The 14,610-nt window shown below is 54.6% G+C and carries 11 protein-coding genes; 10 read left to right on the top strand and 1 reads right to left on the bottom strand.

What is annotated here, in order from left to right:
• Positions 1–37 precede the first annotated feature (37 nt).
• From NST69_RS26320 to NST69_RS26305, 4 genes are all read left to right on the top strand, one after another.
• Entirely contained in the window at positions 38–229 is a 192-nt protein-coding gene (locus tag NST69_RS26320) for a PLD nuclease N-terminal domain-containing protein (RefSeq protein ID WP_036726214.1), read from the top strand.
• Complete coding sequence (locus NST69_RS26315; protein WP_036726213.1) at positions 229–1,143, top strand: ABC transporter ATP-binding protein; 915 nt, start codon at positions 229–231, stop codon at positions 1,141–1,143. The genes NST69_RS26320 and NST69_RS26315 overlap by 1 nt, the downstream gene beginning before the upstream one ends.
• Positions 1,140–1,913, top strand: a complete 774-nt coding sequence (locus NST69_RS26310; RefSeq protein WP_342547525.1) for an ABC transporter permease subunit — start codon at positions 1,140–1,142, stop codon at positions 1,911–1,913. The genes NST69_RS26315 and NST69_RS26310 overlap by 4 nt, the downstream gene beginning before the upstream one ends.
• A gap of 157 nt (positions 1,914–2,070) precedes the next feature.
• A complete protein-coding gene (locus tag NST69_RS26305; protein ID WP_339314978.1) occupies positions 2,071–2,454 on the top strand; it encodes an ATPase in 384 nt (127 codons plus the stop codon).
• A 243-nt stretch (positions 2,455–2,697) separates the two neighbouring features.
• Here NST69_RS26305 and NST69_RS26300 read toward each other — a convergent pair whose 3' ends face one another.
• Positions 2,698–3,561, bottom strand: a complete 864-nt coding sequence (locus NST69_RS26300; protein WP_342547524.1) for a PocR ligand-binding domain-containing protein — start codon at positions 3,559–3,561, stop codon at positions 2,698–2,700.
• A gap of 100 nt (positions 3,562–3,661) precedes the next feature.
• On the opposite strand from NST69_RS26300, the gene NST69_RS26295 reads away from it, so the two are divergent.
• The 6 genes from NST69_RS26295 to NST69_RS26270 all read left to right on the top strand — a co-directional run bounded on the left by NST69_RS26295 (position 3,662) and on the right by NST69_RS26270 (position 14,587).
• The gene (locus NST69_RS26295; protein WP_342547523.1) at positions 3,662–4,621 is read left to right on the top strand and encodes an alpha/beta fold hydrolase; all 960 of its coding nucleotides are present in this window, start codon (positions 3,662–3,664) and stop codon (positions 4,619–4,621) included.
• Between the two features lie 186 nt (positions 4,622–4,807).
• A complete protein-coding gene (locus NST69_RS26290; RefSeq protein WP_342547522.1) occupies positions 4,808–6,490 on the top strand; it encodes a histidine kinase in 1,683 nt (560 codons plus the stop codon).
• Positions 6,465–8,135, top strand: coding sequence for a response regulator (locus NST69_RS26285; protein WP_342547521.1), 1,671 nt, complete (start codon positions 6,465–6,467; stop codon positions 8,133–8,135). The genes NST69_RS26290 and NST69_RS26285 overlap by 26 nt, the downstream gene beginning before the upstream one ends.
• Before the next feature lie 98 nt (positions 8,136–8,233).
• On the top strand, positions 8,234–9,877 hold the full coding sequence (locus NST69_RS26280) for an extracellular solute-binding protein (RefSeq protein WP_342547520.1): 1,644 nt from the start codon (positions 8,234–8,236) through the stop codon (positions 9,875–9,877).
• A gap of 9 nt (positions 9,878–9,886) precedes the next feature.
• On the top strand, positions 9,887–11,338 hold the full coding sequence (locus tag NST69_RS26275) for a family 43 glycosylhydrolase (RefSeq protein WP_342547519.1): 1,452 nt from the start codon (positions 9,887–9,889) through the stop codon (positions 11,336–11,338).
• Between the two features lie 3 nt (positions 11,339–11,341).
• The gene (locus NST69_RS26270) at positions 11,342–14,587 is read left to right on the top strand and encodes a DUF6259 domain-containing protein (protein WP_340957974.1); all 3,246 of its coding nucleotides are present in this window, start codon (positions 11,342–11,344) and stop codon (positions 14,585–14,587) included.
• Positions 14,588–14,610: the final 23 nt, after the last annotated feature.

Raw genomic sequence — 14,610 nt, 5'->3', positions numbered from 1 at the left:
AATCGTCCCTTGCCAGGGAGACAAGGAGGATACCTTTATGAAGGATTTGAATTGGGGATTGATTGGGCCGCTGCTTGCACTGCAGGTAGTGCTGGCAATAATCGGTCTGATTTCATTGAGCAAGACAGAGCAAGTACGCGGACCGAAATGGATGTGGGTTCTGTTCTTGATTTTTGGCAACCTGCTGGGCAGCGTGGCTTACTTCACTCTTGGAAGGAAAGAATTCTGATGCCGCTGCTTGAGGTCAAGGATCTTCACAAGAGCTTTAAGGGGCATCCCTCGGTGAACGGCATCAGCTTTGGAATTGAAGCAGGACGCTGTGTCGCGCTGCTCGGACCCAATGGAGCCGGGAAGACTACAACGCTGCGTATGCTTGCCGGTCTTCTGACGCAGTCTGCCGGATCGATCACTTTTGGCGGGAGCTCTCCGGGGACGGATTACCGTCAGTATTTGGGTTATCTCCCCCAAGCCCCGGCTTTTTACAACTGGATGAGCGGTCACGAATACATCTTATTTGCCGCCAGGATGAGCGGCATGAATGCACGGGAGGCTGCGGCGGCATCGGGCGCTGTGCTGGAGCGTGTGGGGCTAAGCTCTGCGGCACGGCGACGGATTGGCGGTTATTCCGGGGGGATGAAGCAGCGCCTCGGGCTGGGCCAGGCCCTGGTACACCGACCGCGCCTGCTTTTGCTGGATGAGCCTGTTTCCGCGCTTGATCCTATCGGACGCCGGGAAGTCATGGAGCTGCTCAGGGACATCCGGGAGGAGACAACTGTTATTTTCTCCACGCATGTGCTGCATGATGCGGAAGAGATATGCGATGATGTCGTATTGATGAACAAGGGGACTATAGCCGTTCAAGGAACCTTGTCCAGTCTCCGCGCAGAGTACAGTCTGCCGGTAATCCGGCTCACTACAGGGAAAGAAGATTCGGCTATCCGCTGGCTTGAAGCGCTTAGACACAAGGATTTTATTGAAGAAGCGCTAATTTCGGAGGGCAAGGCCGTGTTCAACGTCACAGATGTAGAACTCGCCCGCCGGACGCTCTTGCAGGAAGCTGTGGAGCTGGATATTCCGCTGCTGCAATTTGAAGCAGGCTCATCGACACTGGAGGACCTGTTCATGAAGGTGGTGGGAACATGAAGAAGCTTTGGGCTCTATATTTGAAGGAGATGCTGGAGAGCGTGCGCAGCTATAAGCTGATTTGGATTCCGGTGGTGTTTATTGTTCTGGGAATTATGCAGCCGCTGGTCAGCTTTTATATGGCGGATATCCTGGCGTTCTCTTCCAATGTCCCGGCTGGATTGATGGAGAATATGGAGAGACCGGCCGCGTCCTCTGTAATGGCTCAGGCCCTGGGCCAGTATGGAACAATTGGGATGCTGATTCTGGTGCTGGGAACGATGAACAGCCTGGCAGGTGAGCGCAGCAGCGGTACCTCTGAACTGTTAATGGCGAAGCCGGTCTCCTCTATATCCGTTGTTGCAGCCAAATGGACCGCGAACTTCACAGTGCTGGTTATTGCCATTGGGCTGGGGGCAGCGGGAGCGGCTTATTATACAGTACAGCTTATGGGGGCTTTATCCTGGCGGGATGTGATTGCAGCGTCCGGACTGTATGCGCTGTGGCTGCTCTGTGCGGTGTCGCTTACGCTGCTCTTCAGTGCCTGGCTGCGCGGGCCTGCTGCTGCCGGTCTATCTCTCCTGCTGGCAGCGGTCATGAGCCTCGTCCATGGCCTGTTGCCGGTTAAGCTGAACTGGATGCCTGCTTCTCTGCCGGGAATGTCTGCCGGTGTGCTTGCAGATGGAGGCACCGGAGTAAGCTTGGCGCCCATTGTCTCCGCCGTGCTCCTGATTATTATTTGTATTGCCGGTGCCTCACTGCTGGCTGGGAGGAATAAATTGCCAGTATAGCAAGCTTTGCAATAAGTAAGCGATCTTTCATGAATTTTCAGACTGTTTTCTGCGGAAATTCATCGTACCATCATCCTGCTGCTGGACAGCTCTATCTTTTTTTAGTAGACTGTTGAAACAAGCAGATCCATGATAGATTTGGTCAGGAGGTAGGATGATGCTGCGTTTAGGAGAGAAGATTGTCATTGTCGCGGACGCTTTTGAGCAGAGTCTTCCTATCGGAGACTATGGCTACCTGATTGCTTACGACCGCAATCCTGATAATGCGTTTGATTATGTCATTCGTGTTCCCGAAGCTAACCGGAATTTCTATGTTACGGCAGAGGATATTGAGGCCGAGGAGCAATTGCTGGTAGCAGAAGCCGAGAGAGCCACGCACGAAGCGCTGATAGATTATGCATTGTCAACGTACAACGAGAAGCTGTTCCATCACCTGATGAACGGCGAAGAAGTTGAAGTGGAAGAGATAGAGACAACATCCCAAGAAGGTTTGTCCCAGGCGGATTTCATCAAGCAGGTGAATCTTCGCGCTTGGATTTAAGTAAGGGCCGGCGAATGCCGGCTTTTTTTTGTCTTGTGATGAGATAGGCACGCCGCCTATAATCCACACCCTTGAAACAAAATGACTATTAATTCAAACGAATATTACTATTTTGGTCCAGGAATGGATGATAAGATCAGCAAAGAGCAGGGCAATATAGCTATAAACCGGGGGGGATAAAAATCAGCTGCTTACGGGAGACAGCCATGGCGCCTCCCATGCTGTATACGCTTCCACTTATAATTAGAACCGGTCCAGAGTGCGTCCTTGTAAAGTGTTTTCTTTGCGGTAGACTCTGGGCAATGTGCCGGTGACCCTTTTGAAGGCTTTGGTAAAGTAATTATAATCGGGAATGCCGACTTGCTCCGCAATTTCGTAAATCGGACTGTCGGTGTCACCCAGCAGCCTTTTGGCCATTTGGATACGGAGGCTACGGATATATTCTGCAATGCCCATGCCAAAGTTCTGCTCCGAGAGCTTATAGAGATGGGATTTGCTGATGCTGAATGCTTTGCACAGAACGGGAACGGAGAGCGGTTCCTGGATATGCTCTGTAATATAACCGTCGATCTTTTGTGCCAGCGTATCCTCCTTCAGAACCAGCATTCGGGATAGATACAGGTAGCTGGCGCTCATCTCCATGGTTTTGGCGTAAGCATCAATGACTTCCTTGGAGATGTGTTTTTTGCGCTGGAAGGCGCTGTACAGTTTATTCATATCCACATTATAGGGACTCATATTCTCACAGACCTTTTCCCATAACTCATCACGGGACCCGGTCTGCAGCAATTGGCCGAACATAATATATCCGATGACCTGATTGTCCGTTTGAATAGGAACCACCGTTTCGGTAAGTCCGGCATGACATTGATAGGTGTAGAGGGTTTTCTCCTTTTTCACTTGGGTGCAGGCTGCCTGGTCACAGAGGATGCACTGGGCCTCCGCGCGCGGATCACTGCGGATGATATGGCAATATGTCGAATGGCGGGTGGGATAGGCAGCTAGCTCAGTGAAGGAATTGTCGAAAATCACGGTGCGAATACCGGTCAATGTATAGAAATTGCGCAGTAATTCCTTGACTTCGGGCAGGTTGAACAACAAGCTCATGGTGCGGCCTCCTCTTCTTCCGGTGGATCTGCGTTGCTGGCAACATTGTACTGTATTTGATATAGGACACACAAACAAAGAGTGACGGAGGTGCTTTTTAATGCCGCTAATTGATATGCCGCTAGAGCAATTATTAACTTATGAGGGACGGAATCCCCGTCCGGCCAACTTCGAGGCTTATTGGGAGCAGGCACTGCAAGAGATGAGAAATACGGATGCCTGCGTTGAACTGGTGAGGAGCGAATTTCAGGTTCCATTCGCCGAATGCTTCCATTTGTATTTTACAGGGACAGGCGGAGCGCGTATCCACGCGAAGCTGATCAAGCCGAAGCATGCTGCAGGTCCGCACCCGGCGGTAGTGCAGTTCCATGGGTACGCCCACCATTCGGATGACTGGGCCGACAAGCTAATCTATGCATCCTTGGGCTTTACTATAGCCACATTGGATTGCAGAGGCCAGGGAGGACTGTCCGAAGATGTTGGCGGGGTCAAAGGAACCACACATAAAGGGCACTTAATTCGCGGACTGGATGATGCGCCCGAACGGCTGCTGTTCCGGCAGATCTATCTTGATACGGCACAGCTCGCTGGAATTGTAATGGACATGCCGGAAGTGGATGCTGCCCGTGTCGCGGCAATCGGCGGATCGCAAGGAGGAGGGCTGGCGCTGGCCTGTGCGGCGCTTGAGCCGCGGATCAACCGGGCTGCACTCAGTGTTCCGTTCCTGTGTGATTATAAACGGGTATGGGAAATGGACCTGGCCCGAGATGCTTACGAGGAACTGCGGACGTTTTTCCGTCACCGCGATCCCCAGCACCTGCGGGAGGATGAGATTTTTGAACGGCTCGGCTATATTGATGTTCAACATCTGGCGGACCGGATCAGCGGCAAGGTGATGATGGGTGTGGGATTGCTGGATACGGTGTGTCCGCCTTCGACACAATTCGCCGCCTACAACCGAATCCGCTGCGAGAAGAAACTGGAGATCTATCCCGATTTCATCCATGAACGGCTGCCGGGCTTCGAGGACAAAACCATACAATTTCTGCTTGAAATGTGAGAGGCTAACCGCCTCTCTTTATTATTGTTTAAGGGCCTGCTGCAGAGGTATGATGGGACTACAGGGGAGGCTTGTGGAAGGAGAGAGATGCTGTTGATCAGGTTTATGAGAACGCTTTCAATTTATCCCAAACTTGTTATGGCTTTCTTGCTTGTCATTATTCCGCTCTACCTGTGGGGTCTGGTCATGAATCAATCCGGACAGGAGGTTGTCCAGAAGCAAATCTCGGAATCCATGGCCAGCCGTGTCCACTTCTATCTGACTTCGCTGGAGACAGAGCTGACCCGGCTTACGCGGCTGAAGCTGGAGTATGTCAATGATGACGATTTGCTCTTGCTGGCGACGGTTCCGAACCAGTTGAACGATTATGAACGGACCCGCGCCTTGTTATCCGCCAAGAGTAAATTGTATTTGCTCAAAAGCTCCAGCCCGTTCGTGGAGAACGTTAAGCTGTATATTCCTTCCCTGGACCGAAGCATCAATGCCAACAATTTCGACAGTGAGATGCCGCTTGAAGAACTGGAGGGCATTCTGAACCCGGCTCACATGAAATCGCCGATCTTCGGCATGGGCGAGAAGCTGCTGATGAGCGGCGTGTACCCCGATGCGGTGTACGCCGGCCGGCCGCCTGTGCTGGCCATCGAAATTATGCTGTCACGCCCGGAGATTCTCCGCTCGCTCTCCAGCATGGCGGAGGGCGAGGGCGGCGGAGCTGTATGGATGGACACCGGCGGCCAGTGGCAGATTGCCTCCGGCGTGGAGGACTCGCTGCTGGCTGCGTTCGGGGAAACACTGCGGGGAGAACTGCTCGACGACAGCGGCGAGTCCGGCCAATACCGGCTGGAGTCAGCAGGCATTGACTATTTTGGAGCCAGTGAATATTCATCACTGCTGGGGACGACTTTGGCCGTGTTTGTTCCTGCGGAGACGGTGCTCGAGCCGCTGAACAAGCATCGCAACTGGATTTGGGGAGAGTCGCTGGTCGCTTTGCTGCTCGCCGTAGTTTTCTCTTACTGGATATACAGGTTTATTCATAAGCCGATGAGGCGGCTGATTACTTCCTTCCGGAGAGTGGAGATGGGTGATCTGAGTGTCAGGCTCTATCACGGCAATCAGGATGAATTCAATTATGTATATAACCACTTCAACCATATGCTGGAGCGGATTCAGGAGTTGATTCATGAGGTGTATGAGCAGAGAATCAGATCCCAGCAATCCGAGCTTAAGCAATTGCAATCGCAGATTAACCCCCATTTTTTCTACAACACCTTCTTCATTCTGCAGGGTCTTGTCCGAATGAGGGAACATGAAGTAGCCGAGCGGATGCTTCACCATCTCAGCGGCTATTTTCAGTTTATTACACGTAGTGGAGCAGAGCAGGTCAGTCTGCTTGCAGAGATGAAGCACGCATGGTCTTATGTCGAGATTCAGAATATACGTTTCGCCGGTACGGTCACAGCCGAACTGGAGTCCATACCGCAGGGGTGGGAGGCTTCCATGGTGCCTCGGCTCATTGTCCAGCCATTAATTGAGAATGCTTATGCCCACGGGCTGGAGAACAAGCTGGCAGAAGGGATGCTGCGGGTAACCTTCCGGGAGGAAGGGGCGGACCGGCTGGTCATCGGGGTAGAAGACAACGGCGAATCGCTGGATGATGAACAGCTGCATGCGCTGCGCAGAACGCTGGCTCTTGCTGAAGAAGCTATGGAGACGACAGGAATCCTCAATGTGCACCGCCGGCTTCAGTTGAACTATGGTCCGGCGTTCGGAATTGAGGTGTCACGCAGCGGGCTGGGCGGATTGAAGGTGCTGCTGATGATAAGACGGAAGAAGGGAGACAGCCATGATCAGACTGCTGATTGTCGATAATGAACGGTGGATTGTACGGAACCTGCTTGATCTGTTCGGGCATTGGGACAAGCTCGAGCTGGAGGTATACGGTGCGTATTCCGCTACGGAGGCACTGGAGCAGCTGGGGAAGATGAAGTTCGATATTGTATTGTCCGATATCCGTATGCCGGGAATGGACGGGCTTGAGCTGCAGCAGGAAATCAGACGTCACTGGCCGTGGTGCAAAATTATTTTTTTGAGCGGATATAACGAATTTGATTATATACAGCAAGTCATGCGTGGCGGCGGGGTGGACTATCTGTTAAAGACAGAAGGCGAGGACGCGATTCTTCGCGCTGTGGAGCAGGCTGCTGCACAGTTGGATGCGGCGGTGGAAGCAGAAGAGCTGATCGAGCGCGCACACCGGCAGCTACAGCTTGTCCGCCCGATGCTGCTGGGCGATTATTTGTTGGAGCTGATGCAGGGGGATAGCCCGGGCGTAAGCCAGCTTGCACATAAATTCCAGGAGCTGGAATGCCCGCTGAATGCTGCCCGGGGCGTACTGCTCACCATCGGGCGTGTGGACGATTGGCGGGACGAGCTTAGTGTAGCAGACAGGGAGCTGATGCTGTACGCTATCCGGAATATTGCCGAAGAATATTGGCTCCCCTCCGTGCGCTGCCTCAGTCTGCGTTATGAGAAGAGCAAGCTGCTATGGCTGCTGCAGCCTATGGCAGACGCTCCGGAGGACAGGGAGCGGGCGCTCCGGTTCATCCATGGGACGCTTGAGACGATCGCCATGAGCTGCAAGCGGCTGCTGAAGCTGCGGCTGTCGTTCTCGGCCGGTGCAGCATTTCGCCCCTGGGAGGAGGCGCCCCGGCAGTTCAGCACCCTGAAGGCGCTGCTGGGACGGGGACTTGGCATGGGCAAGGAGCTTGTCCTGATCGAACGGGGCAAGGAGGCCGGAGAGGAGGCGCAGCAGGCAGAGCTGCACAATCATGAAATTAGCAGCCAATTGGGGAAGCTGGGAGCCATGGCGGCTTATTTGGACAACGGACAGCAGGAGCATTTTTTTCTCGAATTCGGCAAGCTGGCAGCGTTGGCCTCCCCTGCGCGTGGCACTGACAACCGGCTGAAGCTGGAGATCTACTATTCGCTCATGTGTTTGTTGCTGTCTTATATGAACCGCTGGGAACTGCATGAGGTCATCGGAGAGTCCATTGATTTGGACAAGCTTACAAGCTATGAGGCCCACCCTTCTTGGGAGAGCGCGGAAGATTATTTGTCGGCGCTGGCCATGCAGTTGTTTGAACAAAAGCAAGATGACCAGGTCTACCGCGAGCATGATTTGATTACCCGCGTCCGGTTGTACGTGGAGCACCATTTGGCCGGCGATCTCTCACTGACCCGGATCGGTGATGTCGTCGGCTACAATCCGTATTACTTGACCCGGTTGTATAAGCGTTTAACGGGCCAGTCGTTGCCGGATTACGTGGCTTCCTCCCGGTTAGCTGAAGCCCAGAAGCTGCTGGAGGGCGGCAGTCTGATTGTGCAGGACATTTCGAAAGCGGTCGGCTTTATGACGGAGCAATCCTTCTACCGCTTTTTCAAGAAGGAGACCGGCATTACTCCCCAGGAATACAGAGAGCGGCATACCTTATCCAAATCGGATAATCAAAAGTGAAAATCGGCGAGTAGAGGGGTCAGGGGAAGCGAGCCTATAATAATGCTAAATAAGGCGAACTTTCACGAAGCTCCTCCAAGATTGAAGGGGGATAAGAAGTGAAGGGAAAGAGATTGGCAGTCTTGACGTCTTACGGAATCGTTCTGTCGCTGCTGCTGAGCGCGAGCAGTCCCGGAACAGGCAGAATTTTGAACTCTGCGGAACATGAAGTCTACCCGTTTGGAAAATACGATCCGCCGATTCAGCTTCATATCGCGCGTCCGGTCGATCAGACCTGGACGTATCCCGGCGGTGACAGCATTGAAGATAATATCTGGTACCGGGAGTACCGCAGCCTGCTGGGCATCGAAATTGAACACGATTGGACCGCCCTGCCGGGGGAGTACAGCCGCAAGCTGAATGTCCTGATTGCATTGGGCAGTCTGCCGGAGATGTTCTCCGTCTCCGCAGGCCAGCTCAAACAGCTGGCGGATGCGGATCAACTGGAAGATCTGACGGCGGTATACGAGCGCTTCGCTTCCGGCCGCACCAAAAAACTGCAGCTGGGAGACGGCGGTGCGGCCTTGGCTTCCGCTACGTTCAACGGCAAACTGCTGGCGATTCCCATCGTCAATGCTCCGATCTACGAAGCCAATCTGCTGTGGGTGCGAACGGACTGGCTGGACAAATTGGGTCTGCCTGAGCCCAAAACGCTGGAGGAGGTGTTTGCGATTGCCGATGCATTTACGGGGCAAGATCCCGACGGCAACAACCGGCAGGATACCTTTGGCCTGGCCATCAATAATTACCTGTATGGCGGCATTGCCTCGGTTACCGGATTCTTCAATGCATACCACGCTTATCCGCAGACCTGGATCATGGGCGGGAACGGTCAAGTGATGTACGGTTCCATTCAGCCGGAGATGAAGCGTGCGCTGGGCAAGCTTCAGGAGATGTACAGGAACGGGCAGCTGGACCGGGAATTCGGTGTCAAGGACAGCGACCAGGTGGTGGAGGATATCTCCGCGAACAAGCTCGGCATGACGTTCGGCGCCAACTGGAATCCCTATGTATTTCTGGATGCCGTACGGCAAAACCCCGGAATGGAGTGGAAGCCGTATGCGGTGCCTTCGGTGGATGGCGTGCCGGCCAAGGCCAGCGTAGGCTTCTCGGCCAGCGGATATGTCGTAGTGCGCAAAGGCTATCAGCACCCGGAGGCTGTGGTGAAAATGCTGAACCTGCATGAAGAGGTGGTTCACGGCTCCAGACGCGGCGAAGGCGAATTCATTACCGTGGAAGAAGCCGGCGGACGGATCAACACCTCCAGGCTGTCCTTTGTCCAATCCGGCGTATCCAACGAGGATGTGGCAGAGTCGTTGTCGTTACTGCGCGAGGCCATCAGGAACGAGGATGGAAGCCTGCTGAAGGATGCGCTCACCGAAACCGACAAATACGGGCCTACCCTTGATTACCTGACAACCGGGAATATGGACAATTGGGCCGTTGCCCATCAATATTTCGGGTTCGAGACAACCATGGATCATTATAGCGGCGACCGGCTGCTGATGACTGCCTTCGGCGGACAGACCCCTACGATGACCGAGAAGTGGGCCATGCTGGATAGGCTCGAGAAAGAAACCTTCACCAAAATTATTATGGGTGCGGTTTCCATTGATGAATTCGATAGATTCGTAAAGGAATGGAACCGGCTTGGCGGTAAGGCGATCCTGGAAGAAATTAATGAACCGTATGGAGGAGAGTGAACGTGCAGCATGAGCAAATTATTCTACAAGCCTGAAGACGGCTGGCTGGCCGACGTTATCCCGTTCTATGAAGACGGCGAGTTCAAGCTGCTGTATCTGAAAGATTGGCGTGACAGGGAAGGACACGGTGAAGGCACACCCTGGTTTCTGCTGGGGACCCGGGATTTCATTCATTACAAGGAATACGGAGAGGTTTTGCCGAGGGGCGGGGTATCCGAGCAGGACTTGTATATCTATACGGGATGCGTGCTGAAAAAAGACGGACTGTATCATATTTTCTATACCGGCAACAATTTTCATTATCCGGCGCAGGGTAAGGCGCAGCAGGCAGTGATGCATGCGGTCAGCAGCGATTTTGTACATTGGGAAAAACGGCCGGAGGATGCCTTCTACGCACCAACGGAGGGCTATGAGGAGCATGACTGGCGTGATCCGTTTGTGTTCTGGAACGAGGAGGCGGGGGAATATTGGATGCTCCTTGCCGCCCGTTTGAAGGAAGGCCCCGCGGGTCGCCGCGGCTGCGTTGCCCTATGCGCCTCCAAGGACTTGACCAGCTGGGAGGTACGCGATCCGTTCTGGGCTCCCTACTTGTATACGACTCATGAATGCCCGGACCTGTTCCGGATGGGGGACTGGTGGTACCTTCTGTACTCGACATTCTCGGACCGTACGGTCACGCATTACCGGATGAGCCGCTCGCTGCAGGGGCCTTGGCTGGCGCCCGAGAACGATGCACTTGATACCCGGGCATTCTATGCCGCCAAGACCTGGACTGACGGTGAGCGGCGTTATGCATTCGGATGGAATCCGACGCGGGAAGGCGAGCATGACGGGGGCACCTGGCAATGGGGCGGACATCTGGTTGTGCATGAAGTCGTACAGGGCACGGATGGTGCGCTGCTTGTAAAAGTGCCGGATACCCTGAATGCTGCGTTCAATAAAGAAAGCGCTTTATCCTTCACCGAAGTGCTCGGACGCTGGAAGTTCAGCGGCAGCACGGCTGCGGTTACGGCAACCGATTCCTTCGCCGGTGCCTATGCGGGGTTATTACCGGACGGCGCCTGCAAGCTGGAGGCGACGATAACGTTCGCTGCCGGCACCCGGGGCTGCGGCATTATTCTGCGGACCGATCAGGAGTTCGGGCAGGGGTATATGATCCGGCTGGAGCCCGGGCGTAACCGAATTGTCGTAGACCAGTGGCCGAGAAAGGGAGATGTCCCTTACGCTATCGGCATGGAGCGCCCGCTGCCATTGCTGCCTGGAACCCCGTGCTCGTTAAGCGTCTATCTGGAAGATCAGGTTTGCGTAGTCTATGTGAATGGGGAGATTGCGTTAAGCACGCGGCTGTATGATTTTAAGCAGGGAGGGAAGGGATTGTTCGTTAGTGAGGGGAGTGCGGAATTCAGGTTCAGCCAGTTTGAAATGCAGATTCATTCCAATCCGGATCAAGAGAGGGGATAGGTAATGATCAATATTGTCAGAAGAACAGTGATGGTGTGTGTGGCGTGTATGCTGTTGTATAGCCTTCTGCCGGGCTTCAGTGCTGCAGATCCAGTCAATGGGAAGGTAACGATTGATTCCGGCACAGCCGCCATCAACTTCACTTACGGCACGGTACAGCTGGCCCGCGGCGGCAACGACGGTAAGCTGACCGGCATCCGCCATCTGGCGCAGAACAATCTGTGGAATGATGCGGCATCCTCTACGGTTTCAGCGAAGCGGGGGCATGTCACCTTCGAACACAAATGGGGTTCAGGCTCTTCACTGGCTGAACTGGAGACGACGGTTGCCCGTAAATATGATGGTACATTGACCGTCAGCCAGTATGCAGAGACAGCGCAGCCCGGCATATCCGGTGTGCAGTGGGGATTCATTGTCCCGGATACGTATGATCTGATTATTCCCGCACTGGGCGGCATCCGGCTCACTGCCGAATCACCGGACGCCGCCTATGGCTTCTCCCAGTTCTCCTATCCCGATGTGTGGGAGGCGCAGATGCTGCTTGTGCAAGGGGCGAATGGCGGACTGCTGGTTCATGCGGATGACAACGCCGGGTTCTTCAAAACCTTGCATGTGAAGCATGAGAATGGCAGCTTCTATGTAGGAATAGAGACGCAAGCGCCGGCGCCATTCCAGCAGACGACCAAGGCGGTATCCACCGATTGGCGGCTCAAAGCCTACGCCGGTGACTGGGCAAAAGGATCGGCAATGTACCGGGAGTGGGCAGATGGCGCCTTCGGGTTAGCTGAATCTTCCGCGAAGGCACCGGATTGGGCCAAGGATATCGGATTCACGGTACTGACGGATCTGGAAGACCAGCCGATGCTTGAGGAGCTTGCACAGCGGGTAGATGCGGAGCGGACGCTGCTGGTTGTTCCCGGCTGGAGAGCGGACCCCTATGATGTGAATTTTCCAAATTATGAGCCTAAGCCGGATATCGCAGCCAGGATCGACGCTGCTCAGGCGCTGGGATTCCGAGTGATGCTGTATGTCAATATATTTGGAACATCATTTAACAACGAGAATTACACACAGATGCAGCCCTATCAGGTGAAAGATCCGTTCACGCTGGAGCGGAAGCGCTGGGAGTATACAGCAGGATCGGAACAGATTTCATTTGCCGTTATTAATCCGGCGGCGGAGGCATGGCGGGAACTCTTCGTTAACAAGATGACTGCCCTGGTGAATGAGGTCGGACCGGACGCGCTGCATCTGGACCAGTCGCTGCTCATGTATAACGATGCCAACGGCCTGATTGACGGCAACAACATGATGCAAGGCAATATCGCCCTGCACCGCGAGCTTAGAGAAGCGCTGCCGGATATCGCCTTGGGCGGGGAGAGCCTGAACGAAATCACGACACGGTATGAGTCCTTTGCGCAGCGCCATGCCTATGGCATCTTCTCCGCGAGCGGAACGTGGGATGACAGCAAAATCAATCAGGTGGTTCCGGCCAGCTCAGCGATTTTTGCCCCGTATACGACTATTTACGGTCATCCAGATCATGCGAACCCGATCACGGAGGATTATTTCATGGCCTGGCATAAGGTCGTTCAGAACCGGCTCGGGGCCATTCCGATGCTGACAAGACCTAATCTGGGCCAGATCGCCAATCCTACCCCGCTGATGGAACAATTGCTGGATGAAGCGGGCTGGTACCAGAGCGCACAGCCTACAGCTGATTTCAGCAATATGTCAGATCCCACTCTGTTTGCTTTCAGGACAGCAAACGGCGGCAGTGCCAAATATGTGCGCGATTCCTATGGTGAGAAGCTGACCGCCTACGACGGGAACCCTTCCGGCGGGGGCACCGACATCATGCGTTATTTGTACGGGGCAGAGACCTATCCGTTGCCGGGAAGCATTCCGGGGTGGCTGCTCTATGACGAACAGAAGCTGTTCGGGCTGGACCCGGACAAAACGTATCTGTATTTGAACCAGGTCCGCGACCCCGAGGGATTCCATGTCTATGAGTGGCCGGAGGATGTGGCGTTAAAACGGCTGTCCAGCCGGTCCACCCACACCACCATCGTTATGGACGACAAGCTTCAGTCCGGGGATATAGATCTGCTGAATTACGAAGGATCGGTCAGAGCAGGAGAGGTCCTGGGAGACGGCACCGTCCATACAACCGCAGCCCCGTTCCCTACCACGGGCGGATTCTCCTACTCCTTCCCCGGAGGAGGAACTGTGCAGCACTGGGGCGACCGGATCCTGGCCCATCCGCCTTACGCAGGACAGTGGCAGGGCGGGCATACCTGGCTGGAATTTGATATCAGTCTGCCCGCAGCAGCGGCAGCGAGCTTTCAAACGGGTGTACAGCTGGGCTCCGAGCAGAACGTTGCGAGCAGTGACGGTGTCACCTTCAAGGTATCCGCTTGGGATAAGGCAGAAGCGCCTGAAGACCGTACGGTGCTGAGTGAAGAGCAGTTCAGCAGAAGTGCCTCACCCACAGCCATGGAGCTGGATTTGTCGGAATTAGCAGGCAAAGAAGTGACCCTCCGGCTGGAGACGCATCCCGGTGTGACGGTGGACAATGATTCTGCCGTATGGGTGGCACCTACGGTAGCCGTCGCAACTTACGGCGGCAATCGCAGCGTAAACTTCAAGGTGAACAGCCCGCTGCCCTTAACTGTGGTGCAATCCAGCTATGGAGCAGCCTCGTCTGTAAGTCTAGGTAACAATCACTACGAAATTACAGCACCTGCCTCGGGTACGGTGTATCTGATTCACAACGTGTCTGCTCCTGTGCAGCTGCCGTTATCGTTACCCGGAGCTCCATATCATTCGAGCCTGGTGTTCGAGGACGGAAGCGAAGGGCAAGCCCAGTCTCCGTTCGGCGGATTCCCGGGAAGCGGCTCTGTACTCGGCGTTGAGAAGCAGGGGCTGGATGCCCACCCGCCGCAGCACGGGCAGACGCATATTGAATATGCCTTGAATTTGCCCGCAGACACGCAGGCTGTACTGCAGGGATTCGCCGGCATTAAGGACGGATCGGATGACTCCCAGGGCGCCGGCTTCCGCATAGCGGTGAACGGAACGGTAAAGTGGTCGCAGGATATCATGCCGGGCGGGGCCTGGACGCCGTTCAGTATCCCGCTGGCCGAATATGCCGGAACTTCGGTCATCATCACCCTGATCACTGATTCTTTGGGCGACTACGGATATGACAGGGCCTTCTGGGGCCAGCCGGCTCTGATTGTGCAATAAAGAGATCATGCAGAAACCGAATA

Origin of the sequence: Paenibacillus sp. FSL P2-0089 (assembly GCF_038595095.1) — a bacterium.
GTDB classification, from domain to species: domain Bacteria; phylum Bacillota; class Bacilli; order Paenibacillales; family Paenibacillaceae; genus Paenibacillus_AQ; species Paenibacillus_AQ silagei.
This window is presented reverse-complemented; position numbering and strand designations above follow the sequence as displayed.